We start from the raw sequence: 22,497 nt of genomic DNA, 5'->3' as shown, positions 1-22,497 counted from the left end.
CGTCGTCTGTAGATAAACACCAGACGCCGCTAACCCAACCTACGGTTGCATCCGATTGCCGGGTATAAAAAAGGAAGCCGAAGCTTCCCTTTTTCTTATTGCTGCCGTGCTTAGAACAGTACGCGGCTACGGATCGTGCCTTTAACGTGCTGCAGCTTCTCCAGCGCCAGATCGGAGTAATCGGCGTCGACGTCGATGACCACGTAGCCGACCTTGTCGTTGGTCTGCAGGAACTGGCCGGAGATGTTGATGCCGTTTTCGGCGAACACGTTGTTGATCTCGCTCATCACTCCCGGGATGTTGGCGTGGATGTGCAGCAGGCGGTGCTTGCCCGGGTGCGCCGGCAGGGCCACTTCGGGGAAGTTGACCGAAGACACCGAAGTACCGTTGTCGCTGTACTTGACCAGCTTCTCGGCCACTTCCAGGCCGATGTTGGCCTGGGCTTCGGCGGTGGAACCACCGATGTGCGGGGTCAGGATCACGCGATCTAGGCCACGCAGCGGGCTTTCGAACTCTTCGTCGTTGGACTTCGGTTCGACCGGGAACACGTCGATTGCGGCGCCGATCAGGTGCTCGTCCTTGATCGCGGCAGCCAGGTGCTCCAGCTCAACCACTGTGCCGCGTGCGGCGTTGATCAGGATGCCGCCCTTTTTCATCGCGCGGATTTCCTGCTCGCCGATCATCCACTGGGTGGATGGCAGCTCAGGCACGTGCAGCGACACGATGTCGCACATGCCCAGCAGATCGTGCAGCTTGGCGATCTGCGTGGCGTTGCCCAGTGGCAGCTTGGTCACGGTGTCGTAGAAAAACACCTGCATGCCCATGGCTTCGGCGAGTACCGAGAGTTGGGTGCCGATCGAGCCGTAACCGACGATACCCAGCTTCTTGCCGCGGATTTCGAAGGAGTTGGCCGCCGATTTGATCCAGCCGCCACGGTGGCAGGAAGCGTTCTTCTCGGGGATGCCGCGCAGCAGCAGGATGGCCTGGGCCAGCACCAGTTCGGCCACCGAGCGGGTGTTCGAGTAGGGGGCGTTGAATACGGCGATACCGCGCTCGCGGGCGGCGTCGAGGTCAACCTGGTTGGTGCCGATGCAGAAGCAGCCCACAGCCACCAGGCGCTTGGCGCAGTCAAAGACTTCGGCGGTCAGCTGGGTGCGCGAGCGGATACCGATAAAGTGCGCGTCGGCGATCTTTTCTTTTAGCTCGTCGTCGGAGAGTGCGCCCTTGAGGTACTCGATGTTGGTGTAACCAGCGGCCTTCAGGGTGTCCACTGCATTCTGGTGGACGCCTTCAAGAAGAAGGAACTTGATCTTGCTCTTGTCGAGAGAGGTCTTGCTCATCGGAGTACCTGTTGTCCCACAAATAGTGTCAGGGAAGAGGCCGAGCGCCGCCGGCCGCAGCCCGCAGATCGGCGCGGGGGCACGATTCACGGGGTGCGTATGCTAGCATACGAGCCCCGCGAAACACCTACCCTGGCAGATGAAGCGTGCTCAGGGTGACCATGAATCGTTTGAGAGTTCCGTAGATGACCAACCCTGCGCTGATCGAAGAGCTGAAGGCCCTGGTTGAGCCCGGCAAAGTGCTCACCGATGCCGATTCCCTCAACGCCTACGGCAAGGACTGGACCAAGCACTTCGCCCCAGCGCCGCTGGCAATTGCCTTCCCCAAGAGCATCGAGCAGGTCCAGGCCATCGTCCGCTGGGCCAATCAGCACAAGGTCGCGCTGGTGCCGTCGGGCGGCCGCACCGGGTTGTCCGCCGGCGCGGTGGCAGCCAATGGTGAAGTGGTCGTGGCCTTCGACTACATGAACCAGATTCTCGACTTCAACGAATTCGACCGCACCGCCGTGTGCCAGCCGGGCGTAGTGACCAAGCAGCTGCAGATGTTCGCCGAGGACAAAGGGCTGTATTACCCGGTGGATTTCGCCTCGGCCGGTTCCAGCCAGATCGGCGGCAATATCGGCACCAATGCCGGCGGCATCAAGGTGATTCGCTACGGCATGACCCGTAACTGGGTGGCCGGCCTCAAGGTCGTTACCGGTACCGGCGAGCTGCTGGAGCTGAACAAGGACCTGATCAAGAACGCCACCGGTTATGACATGCGCCAGCTGTTTATCGGTGCCGAAGGCACGCTGGGTTTTGTCGTCGAGGCCACCATGCGCCTGGACCGCGCGCCGAAGAACCTCACCGCGATGGTGCTCGGCACCCCGGACTTCGACTCGATCATGCCGGTGCTGCATGCCTTCCAGAACAAGCTGGACCTGACCGCCTTCGAGTTCTTCTCCGACAAGGCCCTGGCCAAGATCATGGCCCGTGGCGACGTGCCACCGGCGTTTGAAACCGATTGCCCGTTCTACGCCCTGCTGGAATTCGAAGCCACCACCGAGGAAGTCGCCGAGGCTGCCCTGGCCACCTTCGAGCATTGCGTCGAGCAGGGCTGGGTGCTGGACGGCGTGATGAGTCAGAGCGAGCAACAGCTGCAGAACCTGTGGAAGCTGCGCGAGTACATCTCGGAAACCATCAGCCACTGGACGCCTTACAAGAACGACATCTCGGTCACCGTCTCCAAGGTGCCGGCCTTCCTGCACGACATTGACCGTATTGTCGGCGAACACTACCCGGACTTCGAAATCGTCTGGTTCGGCCATATCGGTGACGGCAACCTGCACCTGAATATCCTGAAGCCAGAGAACCTGTCCAAGGACGAGTTCTTCGCCAAGTGCGCCACCGTCAACAAGTGGGTGTTCGAGACCGTGCAGAAGTACAACGGCTCGATCAGCGCCGAGCACGGCGTGGGCATGACCAAGCGCGATTACCTGACCTACAGCCGCTCGGAAGCCGAGATTGGTTATATGAAGGCGATCAAGGCGGTGTTTGACCCGAACGGCATCATGAACCCAGGCAAGATCTTCCCGCTCTGATGGCGTGGCGGCTGTTGCCTGCACCTTTGGTCGCAACGACAGCCCGTGAAGGTTCGTCCACCATGGGCGATCAACGATTCAGATCGTAGGGCGGGGTTACCGCTCTACGCCGCCTGCTCGCACAACGAGCGGCGTTATGCATTCCCATCAGGAGTTGCTTATGAGCTACCAGCATCAGTATGTCGATGGCACCCATATCCACTTTCCCATGGGCAAGGTGGTGTGCATCGGCCGCAACTACGCCGAGCATGCCAAGGAACTGAACAACCCGGTGCCGACTGAATCGCTGCTGTTTATCAAGGCCGGCAGCTGTGTGGTGCCGCTGGATGACGGTTTTACCCTGGTTGAAGGTAAGGGGGATGTGCATTACGAGGCGGAAATCGCCGTGCTGATCGGCAAGCCGCTGTCGCGCACGCCGAACGCTGAAGAAGTACGTGATGCCATTTCCGGTTTCGCTCCGGCGCTGGACCTGACTCTGCGCGACCTGCAGGCCACGCTCAAGGCCAAGGGTTACCCCTGGGAAACCGCCAAATCCTTCGACGGTGCCTGCGTGCTGGCGCCGTTCGTGCCCGGTGATGCTGTCGAAGACCTTACCGATATCGGCATCCGCCTGGCGATCAACGGTGAAGTGCGCCAGAACGGCAACAGCCGCGACATGCTCAACCCGATCCTGCCGATGATCCAGCATATCTGCGGGCACTTCAGCCTGCAGCCGGGCGATGTGATCCTCACCGGCACGCCAGTGGGCGTCGGCCCGCTGCACAAGGGCGATGAGCTGGTGCTGGAGCTGCTTGGTCACAGCCGCTTCGCCAGTCGCGCGCTCTAACCGGCCGTTGAAGCACTACCTGTGAATCACGATTTGAGCCGTCAGGCTTGGCTAATGGGCACCTGGAGGTGCCTGCTGGCCCGGCGGCTTAACAGAAACTTAAGGGTTGCTCTCTAGTCTGAAAGCCATCGTTCTGCTGAGTTGTGTGCGATGTCGATCTGGATTGCCCGACTGGTGCGTCTGCGCTGGCTGATTGTGCTGCTGTGCCTGTCGTTGATCGTTGTTCTGGTGGCGAGCTATCGCCACTGGGATGACCGTGTGTCCTTCTGGTCCCAACAGCAACAGGTGGGGCCTGCCGAGCAGCAAGCAAGCATCTGGTTGCCGGGCTATAAGGCCGTGCTGCAGGGCAAACCGCTACAGGGGCTGGAAGGTGACGAGGTGTCCGGGCTGACCTACAGCTCCGAGAGCGACACGCTGTTCACCGTAACCGGTAAACCCCCGCAGCTGATCGAGCTGGCCCTGGATGGCCAGGTGATGCGGCGCATCGATCTGCATGGCTTTTCTAACCCGGAAGGGGTGGAAATGCTCGCTGATGGTCGCCTGGCGATTATCGATGAGCGTAAGCGCACCCTGACCACCTTCACACTGGGCGCGCTGACCCGCAGCCTGGAGTTTGACGATCTGGCTTCCTTCGATCTTGGCATCTATCGATGCCGGCAACAAAGGTTTCGAAGGCATTGCCTGGGACTCGCGCAATATAGAGTGTGCTGCTGGGCAAGGAGCGCGGCCCGCTGGGGCTGTTCAGCCTGCCGTTTCCCGGAGAGGATGGCGCAGCCGGAACCCTTGAGCCGCTGAGTTCCGGGCATCTGTTTCTGCGTGATATTTCCTCGCTGAGTTACGACGCCCGCACCGGCCATGCCCTGGTGCTCTCCGATGAGTCGCGGCTGCTGCTGGAGGTTGACGAGCAGGGCGAGCCGGTCAGCTTTATCAGCCTGGCGCGTGGCATGAATGGTTTTCATCAGGGAATCGGCCAGGGCGAGGGGGTGACCATGGATTCGGCCGGCAATATCTACATCGTCAGCGAGCCCAATCTGTTCTACGTGTTGCGCAAGGAACCGGTGGCGGCGGATTAAGCTTGGCTTAAGCGCCGATTAAGCCTGGCTTCAGCTACGCCCTCTACTCTGGAGCCATCACCAACTGATTAGAGGGCTACCCCATGAAACGTCTGACTATTGCTCTGTTGCTGGCGCCACTGTTTTCCACTGCTGCCATGGCCACCGGTTATACCGGCCCAGGTGCCACGGCTCAGGTCACCACTGTGGCTGCCGCGCTGGATGCCGCCGATGACACTCAAGTGGTACTGCAAGGGCAGATCGTCAAGCGCCTGCAGGATGAGTTGTATGAGTTCAAGGACGCCAGCGGCACCATCAATGTCGAGATCGACGATGAGCATTGGCCCGCTCAGGCCATCTCCGAGAAGGCCGTGGTCAAGATCAGTGGCGAAGTCGACCGTGACCTGACCAGCCGCGAAATCGATGTCGAGTACCTCGAACTGGTCAATTAAATCGCCTCATCATGCGCCCGCGTCAGCCCGAGGCTCTGCTTCGGGCTGACGCCGTTGTGCCAACCGTAACTATTGAGAGTGAAGCGCCATGCGAGATCATTTCACCCTGAAGCGCCTGTTGCTGAGCCTTGTTGTGCTGGCGTTGCTGCTGCTTGGTCTGTTTGCTCAGGAGTACCGCCTGTTTGAACGGGCCTGGTTCAATGTGCAGCAATGGCAGTTGGCGGGTAACGGGCAGCAGGGCTCAATGCTGTTGTCGGATTATCAGGTGGACCTTGAGGCCAAAGTGATCGAAGGCCTGAATGATGACGTCTCGGCGCTGACCTACGACCCGGATCGCAACAGCCTGTTTAGTGTAACCAACCACAAGTCGCAGCTGATCGAGCTGTCGCTGGATGGCGAGCTGCTGCGACGGATTGACTTGCATGGTTTTGGCGACGCCGAGGCAGTCGAGTACATCAGCCCTGGCTTGTACGTGATCACCGACGAGCGTTTGCAGCGCTTGATCAAGGTGCGGGTGGATGATGCCACCACGGAACTGCATGCCGATCAGGCGCAGCAGTTTTCGCTAGGCATCGGCCTGAATGGCAACAAGGGCTTCGAGGGTCTGGCCTATGACTCGGCCGGGCAGCGCCTGTTTGTCGCCAAGGAACGCGACCCGATGCGTATCTACGAGATTCACGGCTTCCCTCAGAGTGATCCGCAGCGCCCTTTCGCGGTGCACGTGGTGGATGATCAGAAGCGCGATGCCGGGTTGTTTGTGCGCGATCTCTCCAGCCTGCAGTTTGATGAGCGCAGCGGTCATCTGCTGGCGTTGTCCGATGAGTCGCGCCTGGTGCTGGAGCTGAATGTCGAGGGTAAGCCGATCAGCAGCCTGTCACTGCTCGGTGGGCGCAATGGCCTGACCCGCAGCGTGCCCCAGGGCGAGGGCATCGCCATGGATAACCAGGGCGTGCTTTATCTGGTCAGCGAGCCCAACCTGTTCTATCGCTTCAAGAAGCCAGGCGCTTAGGTTGTGGCGTGAAGGCTGCGGCCGTCGGTTGCAGCAGGCGCGCGGTTTTCCACTCAAAACCCAAGGTCAGGCCGATAGCGGCGCAGGCCAGGCCGCCGGCCAGCCCCCACCATACGCCTTCTGCGCCCCAGCCCAGCGGGAAGGCCAGCGTCCAGGCCAGCGGCGCGCCAACGGCCCAGTAGCAGCCGAGGCCGACCCAGAAGGTGGTCTTGGCGTCCTTGAGGCCGCGAATTGCGCCCATGGCGATGGTCTGGATGCCATCGAAGAACTCGAACCAGGCGGCAATCGCCAGCAGCGCCACGGCCATGCCCACTACCTCGGCATAGGCGCTGTCACTGTGGTCGAGGAACAGCCCGACCACCCAGTGCGGCGCCAGCCAGAACAGGCAGGCGAAACCCAGCATGCACAGCGCGCCCAATCCCAGGCCCAGGCGACCGGCCTGGCGTGCCTGCAGCAGGCGGCCGGCGCCGAAGTGCTGACCGATACGGAAGGTCACTGCGTAGGAAATCCCCACCGGCACCATAAAGGCCACGTACACCGACATGATCGCGATCTGGTGCGCCGCCAGCTGGGTGCTGCCCAGTGCGCCCATGCACAACGCGGCAAAGGCAAACAGCCCGGACTCCACCGCATAGGTGCCGCCAATCGGCAGGCCCAGGCGCAGCAGCTCTTTCAGCTCGGTCCAGACTGGCCGCAACAAGCCGCGCCACAGCGGATAAGGGCTGTAGGCGCTGTGGTGCAGCACATGCCAGGCCAGCAGCAGCGCCATGACATTCATCACCAGGGCGGTGACCAGGCCGATGCCGGCCAGACCCAGCGGAGGCAGGCCGAACCAGCCCTTGATCAGCGCATAGTTGAGGATGAAGTTGGCTAGCGCGCCGCCAATGCTGATGGCCATCACCGGGCCAGGGTGGCCGATGGCGCTGGTAAAGCCGCGCAGGGCCATAAAGCTCATATAGCCGGGCAGGGCAAACACCAGGGTTGAAAGAAACTGCATGCCGCCTCTGACGTTCTCCGGCTGCTGGCCGAAATACAGCAGCGCCGGGCCGAGGTTCCACAGCGCCAGGCCGGCCAGCAGCGCCAGACCCCAGCCGAGCCACAGGCCGTTCTGCGTCAGCCGGGTCACTCCGGCGGCGTCTTGCGCGCCGTGACGGATCGCCACCAGATTGCCGACCGAGGCAATCACCCCAACGCAGAAGATCGACACAAAGGAATAGCTGGCCGCGCCCAGGCCGCCGGCCGCCAGAGTCGCAGGGCCAAGCAGGCCCATCATCATGGTGTCGGTAAACACCATCAGCACATGTGCCAGTTGCGCAGCAATCAACGGCCCGGCGAGTTTCAGAATGGCGCGTAGCTCGCTGCGAAGGGATTGCGGCATGATGAGTTCTACTCAGGCAGAAGGCTTGCCCGGGTAGTCCGAACAAGCAGAGAATGCGCCTATTCTCATAAGCCAACTGCGGCAGCACAAAAGGATAATAGCGATGACAGGCATGACTATTACTCATGGCTTGCGTGCATGAGCCAGCGCTTGCCGCCGCTCTATGCCCTGCGCGCCTTTGAAGCCGCGGCGCGGCACAGCTCCTTTACCCGCGCCGCCGAAGAGCTGGCGATCACCCAGAGTGCGGTCAGCCGGCATGTGCGCACTTTGGAGGAGCACTTTGCTTGCCGCCTGTTCGAGCGCCGTGGCCGCAGCCTGCAGCTCACTGAGACAGCGCGCATGCTGCTACCCGGGCTGCGCGATGGTTTCGAGGCGTTGGAGCGGGCCTGCAACACCCTGCGTGTCGACGACACGGTGCTGCGCCTGAAGGCCCCGTCGACCCTGACCATGCGTTGGCTGCTGGCGCGCCTGTCGCGCTATCGCCTGAGCAGCGCCAGTGAGGTGCAATTGACCAGCGCCTGGATGGACGTGGATAAGGTGGACTTTCTGCATGAGCCGTTCGACTGCGCCGTGCTGCTCAGTCAGGGCGACTTCCCGGAGGAGTGGGAGAGCACCGAGCTGTTTGCCGAATGGTTGATTCCGGTCTGTGCGCCTGAATCCTTGAGCGAACAGCCCTGGGATCTGCCACGTCTGCAGGCCGCCGAATTGCTGCACCCGACGCCAGACCGCCGTGACTGGCGGCAATGGCTGCAAGCGATGGGCCTGGCCGATCAGGTGCCGCTCAAGGGCGGTCAGGTATTCGACACCTTGGAACTGGGCATGGTGGCGGCGGCGCGTGGCTATGGCGTGTCGATCGGTGATCTGGTGATGGTCGCCGAGGATGTCGCCCAGGGTCGGCTCGGCCTGCCATGGCCCAGCGCGGTGCACAGCGGTTGCAGCTACTACCTGGTATGGCCAAAGGCGCGCCGAGGCCAGGAGCGCTTTCGCCGCTTGCGTGATTATCTGGTAGCCGATGTGGCGGCGATGCAGCTGCCTATGGTCGAGCGGGTGGAAAATCGGGCACGTAAGCGCAGTGGCGTGTAGAGCGTAAAAAATATTGGACTATCGTTTGTTAGCTTATCCAGATTAATACTTTTAAAACATAAGCTTGCTGCGATGTTTAGGTTGAATTGCCTGCTGTTTGTGGTCTGGTTTCTTAACAATCCGAGCGTATTTGTTTGACATATTTTACGGCTTTGGCAGACTGGCTTCAGTGTTGTGACTGCCAGATGAGCGTTTCTCGCGCATCTGATGCCGCTGCGGCGGGCATTTAGACAGGCGCAATCAGCCGTAAAACAGAAGGCGCGCGACAGCCGTCAGCCCTTCTGCACAACAACGGCAGCCAATTCCGGCTGCCCCAAGGTGATGTATGTCCAACAACAATACGAAACAGCGCCCAGGCGCGCGTAAACCGGTTGTCCTGATGTCCATGGGCGCGCAAGAGCGCAAAGGGCATGCCTATCAAGTCATGACTCACAAATACATAACCCCGCTGGTCGAGCTGTCGGGCTGTGTGCCGCTGCTGGCGCCCAGTTGCTGCGGCGCCGATGACATCGAACAGTACCTGTCGATGGTCGATGGCGTGTACCTGACCGGCGCGGGCAGCAATATCGATCCGGCCCTCTATGGCCAGGAAAACCTGACTCCGACCAAGGGCCAGGATAAGGATCGTGATCTGTTTGATATTCCACTGATTCGCGGCGCATTGGCCCGTGGTCTGCCGCTGTTTGCGATCTGCCGTGGCATGCAGGAAATCAACGTGGCCCTGGGCGGCGATATTCACCAGAAGGCTTACGAGGTCGACGGCATTGATGACCACCGCGAGGATTCAGACGATCCGGTCGATGTGCAGTACGCCGACAGTCATACCGTACAGGCGTTGCCCGGCAGTTGGTTTGCCGAGTTGATGGGTGATGCGCCGTTTGCGGTTAACTCGCTTCACGGCCAGGCGTTGGATCAACTGGGTGAGGGCGTCGAGGCGCTGGCCCATGCCGAGGATGGTCTGGTTGAGGCGATTCACCTGCCGGGCGCCGAGCAGTTTACCCTGGCGGTGCAATGGCACCCGGAGTGGCAGGCGGCGCAGAACCCGCATTCGGTGAAAATCTTCAAGGCATTTGGTGATGCCTGTCGTGAGCAGGCCGCTCGCCGCGAGCAGTAAGGGTTCTAGCTCCCTATAAAAAAAGCCCCGCATACGGGGCTTTTTTATGGCTGCGATTCAAGCGCCGCTGATGCTGGGGCGGTATTGCAAGGCTTCACCCAGGTGGCTGCGGTGGATATGCGCGGCACTGTCCAGGTCGGCCAGGGTACGCGCCACCTTCAACACCCGGTGGGCCGCGCGTAGGCTCAGGCCCAGGCGCTCGCAGGCGTTTTCCAGCCATTGACGGTCTTCGCCCTGCAGGCTGCAATGCTGCTGCACGCCATTGAGATCGAGGTGGGCATTGGCGCAGCCCTGGCGTGCCTGTTGCTGCTGGCGAGCCTGTACGACCTGGGCGGCCAGTTCGGCGCTACTTGGGCCGGGTTCGGCGTTGGCATCCAGCCGCGTGGTTTCCCGCGGCACGCTGAGGTGCAGGTCGATGCGGTCGAGCAGCGGGCCGGAGAGTTTTCCGCGGTAGCGCTGGATCTGCTCGCTGGAACAGCGGCAGCGCCCGGATGGATCGCCCAGGTGCCCGCAGGGGCAGGGGTTCATTGCTGCAACCAATTGAAACCGCGCGGGAAAGCGCACCTTGTCGCGGGTGCGGGCAATCACGATCTGCCCGCTTTCCAGGGGCTCACGCAGCACCTCCAAAACCTTGCGGTCAAACTCGGGGAGTTCATCGAGGAATAAAACGCCGTGATGAGCCAAGGTGATTTCCCCCGGTTGCGGGCGGCTGCCTCCGCCAACCAGCGCCGGGCCGGATGCGCTGTGATGAGGCGTTCTAAAGGGCCTTTGCGGCCAGGCACTTAGCGGCGTATGGCTGGCGACAGAATGAATCGCCGCTACTTCCAGCGCTTCGGCCTCATCCAGCGGCGGCAGCAGCCCCGGCAGGCGGCTGGCCAGAAGGGTTTTGCCGGTGCCGGGCGGCCCGGTAAACAGCAGGTTGTGCGAGCCAGCTGCCGCCACCAGCAGCGCGCGTTTGGCGGCGATCTGGCCCTGTACCTCGGCCAGATCGGGATAGGGCAGCACGTGGCGCAGCAAGCCCTGAGCCTGATAAGGCGCAATCGGCGTTTGGCCATTGAGGTGGGCGGCGACTTCCAGTAAGTGCTCGACGGCAATCACCGTCAGTCCGGACGCCAGGCTGGCTTCCTCGGCATTGGCCTTGGGCACTACTAAGGTGCGTCCGGCAGCGCGGGCAGCCAGTGCTGCGGGCAAGACGCCCTGTACTGGGCGAATCGCCCCGGACAACGCCAGTTCACCCAGGCACTCAAGCGGCTCCAGCGCGCTGCTTGGCACCTGTCCGCTGGCGGCGAGAATGCCCAGGGCAATCGCCAGGTCGAAGCGCCCGCCATCTTTCGGCAGATCAGCCGGGGCCAGGTTCAAGGTAATCCGTCTGGGCGGGAACTCGAAGGCGCAATTGAGGATGGCGCTGCGTACGCGATCCTTGCTTTCCTTGACGGCGGTTTCCGGCAAGCCGACCAGGGCCAGCGAGGGCAGTCCGTTGGCCAGGTGGGCTTCGACGGTGACGGCGGGGGCTTCAACTCCCACCTGGGCGCGGCTGTGGACTATGGCCAGGGACATCGATCACTCCTTGATCGGCTGATGCATCCGCTGCGGGCGTTACTCGTTGGTAGCTGGCGCGTCTGCGCTGCGCGCTTCCATCTCGGCGACCTTGGCTTCGAGGGCTTCCAGGCGCGCACGGGTGCGGGCCAGCACGACCATCTGGCTGTCGAATTCGTCGCGGCTGACCAAGTCGAGTTTGCTGAAGGCGCTTTGCAGTAGCACTTTGAACTGGGCTTCGAACTCGCCGCGCGGCAAGGGCGCGTCACCGTTGAACAGGCGCGAGGCATGGGTGGTCAGGGCGTCTAGCAGGGCTTTAGGTGGCAGCATGGTGAGGTTCCGTTTACAGGTGGCGGCAGTGTAGCACGCAGCTTTATCTGGCTTGCCGGGCGGGTCCGGAACGGCGTTGGCAGGTTCTGCACAGTTTTCGCGCGCTGCTTGGCGGGCCGTTGCACCGTTGTTGTGCGCTGGCGGTTGGCTAGTACCGGGCTAGAACGCCCGTTTGCCGGGTAACTGCATGAAATAAATCGGGTTTAGCTGTTCTGGCAAGCTTTCTGCTTTGTCTCCTGCGACGCATGCACCGATGCAGTTCCGGTGCGTCAGGCGAAGCGGGGAAGTGTTTCGTCGGGAGCGGTTGGTGAGCATCGGTGCCGCTGGGTCAGGGCTGCGATGCATTACAAAAGCCAGGCACTGCGCTTAGACTTGGGCCGGGTTCGTAATTCCTGGGGCAAGTCCACCATACACGGGAGAGAGTTACATGAAGCTAGTCACTGCCATCATCAAGCCGTTCAAGCTGGACGACGTCCGTGAGTCACTGTCGGAGATCGGCGTGCAGGGCATCACTGTCACTGAAGTCAAAGGCTTCGGTCGCCAGAAGGGCCATACCGAACTGTACCGCGGTGCTGAATACGTGGTCGATTTCTTGCCAAAAGTGAAAATCGACGTGGCCATCGCTGACGATCAACTCGATCGCGTGATCGAGGCCATCACCAAGGCTGCTAACACCGGCAAGATCGGTGACGGCAAGATTTTCGTTGTAAACCTGGAACAGGCGATCCGCATCCGTACCGGCGAAACCGGCACCGACGCAGTTTAAGCCTCCGAACGAACCCATGCCCCAGGAGTTAAACCATGACTCTGCGAAAAATCGCAGGGCTAGGAGCCCTTTTGTCTCTCGTTCCTGGCTTTGCCATGGCCGAAGAGGCAAGCCTGAACAGCGGCGACACCGCTTGGATGTTGGTCGCCACTGTACTGGTGCTGTTTATGACCATCCCCGGTCTGGCGCTTTTCTACGCTGGCATGGTGCGTTCGAAGAACGTGCTGTCGGTGTTGATGCAGTGTTTTGCAGTAACCGGGTTGATCAGCATTCTGTGGGTCGTTTACGGCTACAGCCTGGCCTTTGATACCACTGGCATGGAGCAGGGAGTCGTCAACTTCAACTCCTTCGTCGGCGGTTTCTCCAAAGCCTTCCTATCTGGTTTGACCCTGGACAGCCTGGTGGCTGGGATTCCAGAGAGCGTGTTCATCACCTTTCAGATGACCTTCGCCATCATCACCCCGGCGCTGATTGTCGGTGCCTTTGCCGAACGCATGAAGTTCTCGGCCATGCTGATCTTTATGGCGGTGTGGTTCACCCTGGTTTATGCGCCTATCGCGCACATGGTCTGGGGCGGTAACGGGGCGCTGATGTGGGACTGGGGCGTGCTCGACTTCGCGGGCGGCACCGTGGTGCACATCAACGCCGGTATCGCCGGTCTGGTGGCCTGTCTGGTGCTGGGCAAGCGCAAGGGTTTCCCAACGACCGCGATGCCGCCGCACAACCTCGGCTACACCCTGATCGGCGCAAGCATGCTCTGGGTCGGCTGGTTTGGCTTCAACGCAGGTTCTGCGCTGGCAGCCAACGGCAGCGCCGGTATGGCCATGCTGGTCACCCAGATTGCCACCGCTACCGCGGCGCTGAGCTGGATGTTCGCCGAGTGGATCACGCACCGCAAACCAAGCGTTCTGGGCATTGCTTCGGGTGCTGTGGCGGGTCTGGTGGCGATCACCCCAGCGTCTGGTACGGCGGGGCCGATGGGCGCTCTGGCGATTGGTCTGGCAAGTGGGGTGATCTGCTTCTTCTGCGCCACCAGCCTGAAACGCAAGCTGGGTTATGACGATTCCCTCGACGTGTTCGGCGTGCATGCCGTGGGCGGGATTGTCGGTGCCATTCTCACCGGGGCGTTCGCCGCACCGGCCTTGGGTGGCTTCGGTACGGTGGAGGACATTCCGGCGCAGTTGTGGATCCAGTTCGAGGGGGTGGCCTTCACAGTGGTGTACACCGCGGTGGTGACCTTCGTGATTCTGAAAGTGATCGACCTAGTAATGGGCCTGCGTGTCAGCGAAGAGGAAGAGACCATCGGTCTCGATCTCGCCCTGCATAACGAGCGCGGCTACAACCTGTAAGCACACGGAGCGCGTCCGGAGCCAACCCGGACGTCTTAACCGAATAGCGCTAAAAAGCGCACGGCAAGAGGTGAACCATGGACAACACAGCATTGACTGCATTGCAGTACGGTTTTGATACCTTCTACTTTTTGGTTTGCGGCGCCCTGGTAATGTGGATGGCAGCGGGTTTTGCCATGCTCGAATCCGGTCTGGTGCGAGCCAAGAACACCACTGAAATTCTCACCAAGAACATCGCCCTGTATGCAGTGGCGAGCATCATGTACCTGGTGATCGGCTACCACATCATGTACTCCAGCCCGGAAGGCGGCATCCTGCCAAGCCTGGGTTTCCTGCTGGGTGAAGAGAACAGCGTTGAGGCGGTTCTCGCCGGCGGTGACGATGCCCCTTACTACTCGGCGCGTTCGGACTTCTTCTTTCAGGTGGTGTTTGCCGCGACCTGCATGTCGATCGTTTCCGGTGCCGTTGCTGAGCGCATGAAGCTGTTTGCCTTCCTGGCTTTCGCCGTGGTCATGACCGGTTTCATCTACCCGGTACAAGGCTTCTGGAAATGGGGTTCGGGCTTCCTTAACGAAGCTGGCTTCCTCGACTTCGCCGGTTCCGGCGTGGTGCACATGGCTGGTGCTACTGCTGCTCTGGCTGGCGTACTGCTGCTCGGCGCACGTAAAGGCAAGTACGGCCCGAATGGCCAGGTCAACGCCATTCCGGGTGCCAACCTGCCGATGGCAGCGCTGGGTACCTTCATCCTGTGGATGGGCTGGTTCGGCTTTAACGGTGGTTCGCAGCTGAAGATGAGCACCATCGAAGACGCCAACGCCGTAGCCAACGTGTTTGTGAACACCAACATGGCGGCTGCCGGTGGCTTGATCGCTGCGCTGATCGTGGCGCGCATTCTGTTCGGCAAGGCTGACCTGACCATGGCCCTCAACGGTGCCCTGGCTGGCCTGGTGGCCATCACTGCCGAGCCGCTGACTCCGACTGCCCTGCAAGCAACCCTGATCGGTGGCGTGGGCGGCGTGCTGGTGGTGTTCTCGATCCTCGGTCTGGACAAGCTGAAGCTCGACGATCCAGTCGGTGCCATCTCCGTTCACGGTGTGGTCGGTATCTGGGGCCTGCTGGCTGTCTGCCTGACCAATAGCGACGCCAACCTCGGCGCACAGCTGCTGGGTATCGGTTCGATCTTCGCCTGGGTCTTCGTGGCCAGCCTGATCGTCTGGTCCATCATCAAACTGGTGATCGGCCTGCGCGTTACCGAGGAAGAAGAGTACGAAGGCGTGGATATCGCTGAATGCGGTATGGAAGCCTATCCGGAATTCACCAAGCGTTGATTTCCTCTGGTTTCAACAAGGGCGCCTAAGGGCGCCCTTTGTTTTTTCTGAACACCAATTGAAGGTTGTGGTTTTTCAGCATGTGCGCGGTTGTGATGGAGCGGCAACAGACCCTAGAATGCGCGCCGTTGAGCGCAGTTCGCCGATGCGCAGCGCTCAGCCCAAGGCAAGGCCACTGGAATTTTTATCAGCGACGTTAGAAAGCTGACGCAGCTGGGCTATAACTACTCTGCTTTTCGCAAGTCATGAGGTTGGAACATGAGCGACGAATATCTGGAACACGACGAATTAGAAGGCGCTGACGAAGACGAAGGCGAGGAGCTGGCTGCCGCCGATGATGGCGACGGTGACGACGAAGTCGTACCCGCCAGCAAAGGCAAAAAAGCCAAAGCCGCCGTCGACGTAGAAGAACTGCCGAGCATCGAAGCCAAGCAGAAAGAGCGTGATGCTCTGGCTCGCGCCATGGAAGAGTTCCTCTCCCGTGGGGGTAAAGTGCAGGAAGTCGAGCCGAATGTGGTCTCTGATCCGCCCAAAAAGCCGGACAGCAAGTACGGTAGCCGCCCTATCTAAGGGCCCATTTACGATCTGCTGCGCGTCGGCCCTGCGGCGTTAAAAACCGGCTCGGAATGTTCATGTACAACAGTACACTCCGCTTCCTCACCGGTTTTTGCCTTGCAAGACTCTAGCTCGCGAGATCGTAAACAGCTCCTAGGTGACTGTACGAATAAAAAAGCCCGCAGGCCGAAGCCTGCGGGCTTTTTTGTGGTCTGCCATCCATGGCGGCCACCCCTTCGGGGCCGTCGCTGCGCGACGTCAAAAATCGCTCCCGACGATTTTTTGTGGCCGCTACTCGTGGCGGTTAAGCGCTGGTTACGTCCAGCTATGCAGTAGTGCTGGCAGCTCGGCCAGGCTGCGGATCTGCCCATCCGGGGTGTTGTCCGCCTCCCAGGCTTTGCCCTGGGGGTTGAGCCAGATCGCCCGTAGCCCTGCAGCCTGCGCCCCGGCAATATCGTCGCTGGGGTGGTCGCCGATATGCACCGCGTGCTCGGCGGCGATGCCCGCGCGTTTCAGCGCTTCGGTAAAGGGTTTCGGGTCGGGTTTGCCGACGCCCAGTTCCTCGGCGCACAGGGCGAACTGGAAGTAGTCGGCCAGGCCCAGGCGGCGCACATCGGCATTGCCGTTGGTAATGACCCCGAGCTGGAAGCGATTGGCCAGGGTTTCAAGGGTTGGGTGCACCTCGGCAAACAGCTCGACCTGATGGCGCGCGGCGAGAAACACCTGAAAGCCGGCCTCGGCCAACGCTTGTGCATCCGCGTGTGCATAGCCTGCATCTGACAGGGCGTGGAAAAGAATGCGCCGACGCAGCTCGCTGAGGCGATGCTTGAGCATTGGCTCGGCCTGAAGCAGGGTGGCGCGAATCGACCACAGGTGTTCCACCGGCACCGCACCCAGGCGCGGCGCATGCATGGCCAGCCAGTTGCGCAGCGCGGCTTCGGCGTCCTGCATCACCGGGGTAACATCCCACAGGGTGTCGTCGAGGTCGAAGGTAATCAGCTGAATGCTCATTCTGTGCTGCCTTTGCGTTTGGCCCGTGGATGAGCCTTGTCATAGACCGTGGCCAGGTGCTGGAAATCCAGGTGGGTGTAAACTTGGGTGGTGGCGATATCGGCGTGGCCAAGCAGCTCCTGCACCGCGCGCAGGTCCTGCGAGGATTCGAGCATATGGCTGGCGAAGCTGTGGCGCAGCATATGTGGGTGCAGGTGCTGCCCCAGCTCACGCACGCCGGCCTGGCGCACGCGCAGTTGCACCGCGCGCGGGCCGATGCGTCGGCCCTGCTGGCTGATAAATACCGCGCCGTCGCTCGGGTTCGCTAGCGCACGCAGTGGCAGCCACTGCTGCATCGCTTCACGTGCCATGCGCCCAAGCGGCAGTTCACGAGTCTTGTTGCCTTTACCGATGACGCGTACCAGGCCGGCGGGCAGGTCGAGGCCATCGAGGTTGAGGCTGACCAGTTCGGACAGGCGCAAGCCTGAGGAGTAGAACAGCTCCAGCATGGCCTGATCGCGACGGGCGATAAAGTCGTCTTCTAGGGCGCCGTCGAGCAGCTGTGCGGTACGGTCGGCGTCCAGGGTTTTCGGCAGGCGACGTTCGCCCTTGGGCGGCGTCAGGCCGCTGGCCGGATCGCTCTGGCAGTGGCCTTCACGAATCAGATAACGATAGAGGCCACGGGTGGCCGAGAGCAGGCGGGCCAGGCTGCGGCTGGACTGACCCTGCACATGCAAGCGGCCGACCATGCGACGCAGGCGTACGGTATCGAGCGCGTTCCAGCTGTCGATCTGCTCCTGGTTGCAGAGTGCCAGCAGCGTGCTCAGGTCGTGGCGGTAGCCGATCAGGGTATGGGAGGAAAGCTGGCGCTCACTGCGCAGGTGTTCGAGGTAGGCGTCCAGGAGGTCTTGCATGGAAGCTCCCTGCGGTGCAGTCGGTGCGATGCTTGCAACGATTAACGCACCGAGCGCAAAGGTGTGGCAAAGCCCGGTACAACGCGTGCCAGCACTTCGGCGATATAACCGAGGAACAGCGTGCCCAGCGAGCTCTTGTAATGCTGCGAATCGGCACTGCCAATCGCCAGCACGCCATGCAGGCCCTGATGGCTGATGCTGACCACCGCCGCCGAACCGACTTGAGCACCATCTTCGCTGCCGAAGAGGAAGTTCAGCTCATGCTCGCGCAATACGCCGCAGATGGTCTTGCCGCCGGCCAGCAGGCCACCAATGGCTTGGTGCGCTTCGGCGCTGCTGACCGAGCGGCCAACCGGCAGTGGCGCTTCGCTGAACAGAATAAGGCTGACGAAGGGCACCTGAAACTCGCGGCGCAGGCTGTCTTCGACGCAGCTGACCACTTCTTCCAGGCTGCTGGCATCGAGCAGATCGAGCACCAGGCGACGGGTCTTGTCGAACAGGCGGTCGTTGTCGCGGGCCACGTCCATCAGTTGTGAGAGGCGGTGACGCATCTCGATATTGCGCTCGCGCAGCAGTTTCACCTGGCGCTCGACCAGCGACACGGTATCGCCGCGCTGGTGCGGAATACGCAGCTCGGGGATCAACTCATCGTGGTCAATAAAGAATTCCGGATGCAGGCGCAGATAAGCGGCAACCGTTTCTGAATCCAGTGGCTTGGGTGAATCCTGCTTGTCGGTCATAGGCGAACCTGTCCTTCGTACACACGTACTGCGGGTCCGGTCATCATAACGGGCTGGCCGGGGCCTGCCCACTCGATGCTCAGTTTGCCGCCGGGCAGTTCGATCTGCACCGGTGAGTCCATCCAGCCCTGACTGATTGCCGCCACTGCCGCTGCGCAGGCGCCGGTACCGCAGGCCTGAGTTTCCCCGGCACCGCGTTCCCAGACGCGCAGCTTGGCGCGTTGGCGATCGAGCACTTGCAGGAAACCGACGTTCACCCGCTGCGGAAAGCGCGAATGGTGTTCGAGTGTTGCTCCGAGGCTGTGCACCGGTGCATTGTCGACGTTGTCGACGCGCAGCACGGCATGCGGATTGCCCATGGACACGGCAGCCAGCTCAACGGTCTGACCGTCGACGGCCACGCTGTAACTCAGTGCCTGCTGCTCGGCCTGAAACGGGATATCCGCAGGCACCAGGCGCGGCGCGCCCATGTTGACGCTGATCTGCCCGTCGTTGCGCACGTCGAGCTCGATGATGCCGCCCTTGGTTTCCACGCGCATCTGCTTCTTCACGGTCAGGCGCTTGTCCAGCACAAAGCGGGCAAAGCAGCGCGCGCCGTTACCACACTGCTCCACTTCCGAGCCGTCGGCATTGAAGATGCGGTAGCGGAAATCCACGTCCGGGTTGCTGGGCGGCTCGACCAGCAGCAGCTGATCGAAGCCCACGCCGGTGTGGCGATCGCCCCAGGCCTTGGCGTTCTTCGGCTGGATATGCGCATGCTGGCTGACTAGGTCGAGGACCATAAAGTCATTGCCGAGGCCGTGCATCTTGGTAAAGCGCAATAGCATCAGACTTACTCCGGCAGGCGGCTTTCGCCCGCAAAGAGTTCGCTGAGCGTCTCACGGCGACGCACTTCGAAAGTCTGTTCGCCATCTACCATCACCTCGGCGGCGCGGCCGCGGGTGTTGTAGTTGGAGCTCATGACAAAGCCATAGGCACCGGCCGAGCGCACGGCCAGCAGATCGCCCTCTGCCAGGGCCAGCTGGCGATCCTTGGCGAGGAAGTCGCCGGTCTCGCAGATCGGCCCGACGATGTCGTAGTTGCGCGTTGCGCCATCGCGCGGTTGCACGGCCACCACTTCCATCCAGGCCTGGTACAGGGCCGGACGGATCAAGTCGTTCATCGCCGCATCGACGATGGCGAAGTCCTTGTGCTCGGTGTGCTTGAGGTACTCGACCTGGGTCAGCAGCACGCCGGCGTTGGCGATGATCGAACGGCCCGGCTCGAACACCAGAGCCAGATCGCGGCCAGCAATGCGCTCACGCACGGCCTTTATGTAGTCGCCGGCCAGTGGCGGTTGTTCATCGCGGTACTGCACGCCGAGACCGCCACCCAGATCCAGGTGCTTGATGCGGATGCCGTCGGCGGCAAGTTGATCGATCAGCGCGAGCAGGCGGTCGAGGGCATCGAGGAACGGCGGCAATGTGGTCAGCTGCGAGCCGATATGGCAATCGACACCAACGACCTGCAGGTTCGGCAGGGCCGCGGCGCGGGCGTAAACAGCTGGTGCCTGCTCGATATCGATGCCGAATTTGTTTTCTTTCAGGCCCGTGGAGATATACGGGTGAGTGCCTGCGTCGACGTCCGGGTTGACTCGCAGCGAGATCGCCGCCGTCTTGCCCAGTTCGGCAGCGACGATTTGCAGGCGCTCCAGCTCGTCGGTGGATTCGACGTTAAAGCAGTGCACGCCCACTTCCAGGGCGCGGCGCATATCGTCACGGCTTTTGCCGACGCCGGAGAAGACGATCTTGCTCGGCTCGCCACCGGCGCTGAGTACGCGTTCCAGCTCGCCACGGGAGACGATGTCGAAGCCAGCACCGAGGCGCGCCAGGACATTCAGTACACCGATATTGGAGTTGGCTTTAACGGCAAAACACACCAGATGCGGCATGCCCTGCAGGGCATCGGCATAGGCGCGGTACTGCGCCTCGATGTGCGCACGCGAGTAGACGTAGGTCGGCGTACCGAAGCGTTGGGCGATGGCGGACAACGCCACGCCTTCCGCGAACAGCGCACCGTCGCGGTAGTTGAAGGCGTTCATAAGCTGTCCCTATTCGGTTTGCGCAGGCGCTGGCTGGCTTTCTTCCGGCAGGTACAGCGGGCCTTTCTGGCCGCAGCCAGCGAGCAGGGCGCTGACGGCAAGCATCGCGACAAAGGCAGTAAACAACCGCTTCATGGTGAAATCCTTGTAATAAAGCATGATTGCGCCGGAGTATACCGGCCCCCTGGCGCCTTGCCTATGCGCCGGGGTTCCCGTCTGGCGGGGCTTTGCCTGTATCTTTGGCGATGTCTTCGTACCCATTGCCAGTGATCAGGAGACTGGATGGACAACCCCGTACCCGTGAGTAGCTCGGTTTCCGTTGCCTATCTGCAAGGTTTGCTCGATTACCTGGCGCGCCAGGGCGTCGACAGCGCTGAACTGCTTGAGCGGGTGGAGCTCAGTCCGCAGCTTCTCGCCCAGCGAGATCAGCGCATCGCCGCCAGCACCTATCTGGAGCTGCTCGGCCATGGCGTAAGGCTGACCGGCGATGAGCAGCTGGGCCTGCATCTGGGCGAGGCGGTACGCCCCGGTTATTACGGCGTGCTCGGTTATCTGATCATGAGCTGCGCGACTCTCGCCGACGCGTTGCATCGTCAGGCGCGTTACGCCGCGTTGGTGGGTAATCTGGGCCAGGTCGATCTTGCCGATGAGCCACCGCGCCCAGGGCTGGAGCCGCAGGTGGCGCACAGTTGGCAGCCGTTGTTGCCGCAGCAGAAGCGTCAGCTCAGTGAGGAGACATTGGCCGGCTGGGTAACCTTCGGCCACTGGATCAGCGGCCTGGATATTCCACCGACCGAGGTGCGCTTTCAGCATGCTGCCCCGGCGGATACGTCCGAATATCAGCGGATCTTTCGCTGTCCGGTGCTGTTCGATCAGGCCGATAACGCTCTGGTATTCCCCAATCGCCTGCTCGCCACGCCGCTTGGCCAGGCTGATGCTCAGGTGCGCCTGACGCTCGATGCCTATGCTGATCGCCTGCTGGGCGAGATCCAGCAGGGCCATAGCGTGCTCGATCGCGCGCGCCTGGAGTTGTCCCGTCAGCTGCCGGAAGTCGGCGCCGACCTGCAGCAAATCGCCGCGCGTTTGGCGCTCAGTCCGCGTACCCTGCAGCGGCGTTTGCGCGAAGCCGGGTTATCCTTCAATCAGTTGGTGGATGAAACGCGCCAGCAGCTGGTGTTGCATTACCTGCGCGACCCGGCGCTGGAATTGGCGGAAATTGCCTTCCTGGTTGGCTTCAGCGAGCCTGGCTCGCTGGCCCGCGCGTTTCGCCGCTGGACCGGGCAGAGCCCGGGCGACTATCGCCGTAGTTTGAAAGAACATTAATCACTGCAGCCCTGGGAGCCTGTCGGACATAACACTGTTCTGCTGCGAAGAAGCCGGATTTGGCCATTTTTGCTGTTCTTTCTCGTTAAATAGCTCGCTATTCGCCTCGAAAGACCAACAAAACTGACTCGGTCCGGACTTTCCCTCGTCACGAACGGTCAAGCCCGACAGGTTCCTATACTTTTGCAGTCGCTGACTTTTTTGAGGTAAGTCGTAATGAGTTTGACCGAAGCCCGCTTTCACGATCTGGTCGATGCCACCCAGCAGGCGGTGGAAGATATTTTCGATGACAGCGACCTGGACCTCGATCTGGAAAATTCCGCTGGGGTGCTGACTGTGCGTTTTGAAAACGGCACCCAGCTGATCTTCAGCCGTCAGGAACCGCTGCGTCAGCTATGGCTGGCGGCGCGTTCGGGTGGTTTCCACTTCGATTATGACCAGGCCAGCGAGCGTTGGATCTGCGACAGCAGCGACGAGCAGCTGGGCGAAATGCTGGCGCGTATCACCCTGGAACAATCCGGTGCCGATCTTGAGTTCGAAGAGCTCTGACAGCGCGGGCCAGGAGGTCGCCTCGCCCTGTCGACGTCAGTGTTGTCTGGATGATCAGGATATCTGCCTGGGCTGCGGCCGCACGCTGCAGGAAATTCTCGACTGGGGCAAAGCCGATATGGCGGGCAAACGCAGCATCTGCGCGGCTGCCGAAGCGCGCTTGCAACAGCGTCGCGCGGCACCTTGACCGGGCGGTCTTGTTT

Annotated in this window: 25 protein-coding genes; 15 read left to right on the top strand and 10 right to left on the bottom strand. The window is 61.5% G+C overall.

What is annotated here, in order from left to right; translation table 11 throughout:
• Positions 1-110: 110 nt before the first annotated feature.
• Positions 111-1,340, bottom strand: a complete 1,230-nt coding sequence (gene serA / locus BLW24_RS06430; protein WP_090378152.1) for a phosphoglycerate dehydrogenase — start codon at positions 1,338-1,340, stop codon at positions 111-113.
• A gap of 185 nt (positions 1,341-1,525) precedes the next feature.
• Between serA and BLW24_RS06425 the strand changes: the two genes are divergently transcribed.
• From BLW24_RS06425 to BLW24_RS06405, 6 genes are all read left to right on the top strand, one after another.
• Positions 1,526-2,920, top strand: a complete 1,395-nt coding sequence (locus BLW24_RS06425; protein ID WP_090378149.1) for an FAD-binding oxidoreductase — start codon at positions 1,526-1,528, stop codon at positions 2,918-2,920.
• A gap of 160 nt (positions 2,921-3,080) precedes the next feature.
• Positions 3,081-3,746 carry a fumarylacetoacetate hydrolase family protein gene (locus BLW24_RS06420; protein WP_090378146.1) on the top strand — a complete coding sequence of 222 codons (666 nt, stop codon included), beginning with the start codon at positions 3,081-3,083 and terminating at the stop codon, positions 3,744-3,746.
• A 150-nt stretch (positions 3,747-3,896) separates the two neighbouring features.
• On the top strand, positions 3,897-4,541 hold the full coding sequence (locus BLW24_RS06415; RefSeq protein WP_420874983.1) for an SdiA-regulated domain-containing protein: 645 nt from the start codon (positions 3,897-3,899) through the stop codon (positions 4,539-4,541).
• Positions 4,451-4,819, top strand: a complete 369-nt coding sequence (locus tag BLW24_RS27135) for an SdiA-regulated domain-containing protein (RefSeq protein ID WP_420874982.1) — start codon at positions 4,451-4,453, stop codon at positions 4,817-4,819. The genes BLW24_RS06415 and BLW24_RS27135 overlap by 91 nt, the downstream gene beginning before the upstream one ends.
• 83 nt (positions 4,820-4,902) lie before the next feature.
• Entirely contained in the window at positions 4,903-5,250 is a 348-nt protein-coding gene (locus tag BLW24_RS06410) for a NirD/YgiW/YdeI family stress tolerance protein (RefSeq protein WP_090378143.1), read from the top strand.
• A gap of 88 nt (positions 5,251-5,338) precedes the next feature.
• The gene (locus tag BLW24_RS06405) at positions 5,339-6,259 is read left to right on the top strand and encodes an SdiA-regulated domain-containing protein (RefSeq protein ID WP_090378141.1); all 921 of its coding nucleotides are present in this window, start codon (positions 5,339-5,341) and stop codon (positions 6,257-6,259) included.
• Here the strand turns inward: BLW24_RS06405 and BLW24_RS06400 are convergent.
• Complete coding sequence (locus tag BLW24_RS06400; RefSeq protein ID WP_090378138.1) at positions 6,240-7,637, bottom strand: NorM family multidrug efflux MATE transporter; 1,398 nt, start codon at positions 7,635-7,637, stop codon at positions 6,240-6,242. The two genes, BLW24_RS06405 and BLW24_RS06400, sit on opposite strands and share 20 nt — an antisense overlap.
• A 138-nt stretch (positions 7,638-7,775) precedes the next feature.
• On the opposite strand from BLW24_RS06400, the gene BLW24_RS06395 reads away from it, so the two are divergent.
• Both BLW24_RS06395 and BLW24_RS06390 read left to right on the top strand, forming a co-directional pair.
• Entirely contained in the window at positions 7,776-8,720 is a 945-nt protein-coding gene (locus tag BLW24_RS06395; protein ID WP_090378135.1) for a LysR substrate-binding domain-containing protein, read from the top strand.
• Between the two features lie 325 nt (positions 8,721-9,045).
• Positions 9,046-9,834, top strand: a complete 789-nt coding sequence (locus BLW24_RS06390; RefSeq protein WP_090378132.1) for a gamma-glutamyl-gamma-aminobutyrate hydrolase family protein — start codon at positions 9,046-9,048, stop codon at positions 9,832-9,834.
• Positions 9,835-9,891: 57 nt separating this feature from the next.
• On the opposite strand, the gene BLW24_RS06385 is transcribed toward BLW24_RS06390, so the two are convergent.
• Together BLW24_RS06385 and BLW24_RS06380 are read right to left on the bottom strand one after the other, a co-directional pair.
• Complete coding sequence (locus BLW24_RS06385; RefSeq protein ID WP_090378129.1) at positions 9,892-11,391, bottom strand: YifB family Mg chelatase-like AAA ATPase; 1,500 nt, start codon at positions 11,389-11,391, stop codon at positions 9,892-9,894.
• Positions 11,392-11,430: 39 nt separating this feature from the next.
• Positions 11,431-11,700, bottom strand: a complete 270-nt coding sequence (locus BLW24_RS06380; protein WP_090378126.1) for an accessory factor UbiK family protein — start codon at positions 11,698-11,700, stop codon at positions 11,431-11,433.
• 427 nt (positions 11,701-12,127) lie between these two features.
• Between BLW24_RS06380 and glnK the strand changes: the two genes are divergently transcribed.
• The 4 genes from glnK to sutA all read left to right on the top strand — a co-directional run bounded on the left by glnK (position 12,128) and on the right by sutA (position 15,713).
• The gene (gene glnK, locus BLW24_RS06375) at positions 12,128-12,466 is read left to right on the top strand and encodes a P-II family nitrogen regulator (protein WP_021700071.1); all 339 of its coding nucleotides are present in this window, start codon (positions 12,128-12,130) and stop codon (positions 12,464-12,466) included.
• Between the two features lie 35 nt (positions 12,467-12,501).
• The gene (locus tag BLW24_RS06370; protein ID WP_090378123.1) at positions 12,502-13,815 is read left to right on the top strand and encodes an ammonium transporter; all 1,314 of its coding nucleotides are present in this window, start codon (positions 12,502-12,504) and stop codon (positions 13,813-13,815) included.
• Positions 13,816-13,892: 77 nt separating this feature from the next.
• Complete coding sequence (locus BLW24_RS06365; RefSeq protein WP_090378120.1) at positions 13,893-15,143, top strand: ammonium transporter; 1,251 nt, start codon at positions 13,893-13,895, stop codon at positions 15,141-15,143.
• A gap of 258 nt (positions 15,144-15,401) precedes the next feature.
• A complete protein-coding gene (sutA, locus tag BLW24_RS06360; RefSeq protein WP_090378116.1) occupies positions 15,402-15,713 on the top strand; it encodes a transcriptional regulator SutA in 312 nt (103 codons plus the stop codon).
• Between the two features lie 300 nt (positions 15,714-16,013).
• On the opposite strand, the gene BLW24_RS06355 is transcribed toward sutA, so the two are convergent.
• Genes BLW24_RS06355 through lptM form a run of 6 tightly spaced genes read right to left on the bottom strand, consistent with a single transcriptional unit; the run spans position 16,014 to position 20,557 of the window.
• Entirely contained in the window at positions 16,014-16,709 is a 696-nt protein-coding gene (locus BLW24_RS06355) for an HAD family hydrolase (protein ID WP_090378113.1), read from the bottom strand.
• Positions 16,706-17,602 (bottom strand): tyrosine recombinase XerC, encoded by an 897-nt coding sequence (gene xerC / locus BLW24_RS06350; RefSeq protein ID WP_090378110.1) that lies wholly within the window; start codon positions 17,600-17,602, stop codon positions 16,706-16,708. Before xerC ends, BLW24_RS06355 begins: the two co-directional genes overlap by 4 nt.
• Before the next feature lie 41 nt (positions 17,603-17,643).
• Positions 17,644-18,342: a DUF484 family protein gene (locus BLW24_RS06345; protein ID WP_090378107.1), complete on the bottom strand. Its 699-nt coding sequence runs from the start codon at positions 18,340-18,342 to the stop codon at positions 17,644-17,646.
• The gene (gene dapF, locus BLW24_RS06340; RefSeq protein WP_090378104.1) at positions 18,339-19,169 is read right to left on the bottom strand and encodes a diaminopimelate epimerase; all 831 of its coding nucleotides are present in this window, start codon (positions 19,167-19,169) and stop codon (positions 18,339-18,341) included. Before dapF ends, BLW24_RS06345 begins: the two co-directional genes overlap by 4 nt.
• Before the next feature lie 5 nt (positions 19,170-19,174).
• Complete coding sequence (gene lysA, locus BLW24_RS06335) at positions 19,175-20,422, bottom strand: diaminopimelate decarboxylase (RefSeq protein ID WP_090378101.1); 1,248 nt, start codon at positions 20,420-20,422, stop codon at positions 19,175-19,177.
• 9 nt (positions 20,423-20,431) lie between these two features.
• Positions 20,432-20,557 (bottom strand): LPS translocon maturation chaperone LptM, encoded by a 126-nt coding sequence (lptM, locus tag BLW24_RS06330; RefSeq protein ID WP_090387640.1) that lies wholly within the window; start codon positions 20,555-20,557, stop codon positions 20,432-20,434.
• Between the two features lie 147 nt (positions 20,558-20,704).
• Between lptM and BLW24_RS06325 the strand changes: the two genes are divergently transcribed.
• The 3 genes from BLW24_RS06325 (at position 20,705) to BLW24_RS06315 (ending at position 22,481) form a co-directional block, all read left to right on the top strand.
• Entirely contained in the window at positions 20,705-21,745 is a 1,041-nt protein-coding gene (locus BLW24_RS06325; RefSeq protein ID WP_090378097.1) for an AraC family transcriptional regulator, read from the top strand.
• Positions 21,746-21,961: 216 nt separating this feature from the next.
• Positions 21,962-22,294, top strand: a complete 333-nt coding sequence (cyaY, locus tag BLW24_RS06320; RefSeq protein ID WP_090254611.1) for an iron donor protein CyaY — start codon at positions 21,962-21,964, stop codon at positions 22,292-22,294.
• On the top strand, positions 22,272-22,481 hold the full coding sequence (locus BLW24_RS06315; RefSeq protein WP_090387639.1) for a DUF1289 domain-containing protein: 210 nt from the start codon (positions 22,272-22,274) through the stop codon (positions 22,479-22,481). Before cyaY ends, BLW24_RS06315 begins: the two co-directional genes overlap by 23 nt.
• Positions 22,482-22,497 lie beyond the last annotated feature (16 nt).

Source organism: Pseudomonas anguilliseptica (assembly GCF_900105355.1).
GTDB classification, from domain to species: domain Bacteria; phylum Pseudomonadota; class Gammaproteobacteria; order Pseudomonadales; family Pseudomonadaceae; genus Aquipseudomonas; species Aquipseudomonas anguilliseptica.
Note: the sequence above shows the minus strand (reverse complement) of the source record. Positions and strands in the feature narration are given on the sequence as shown.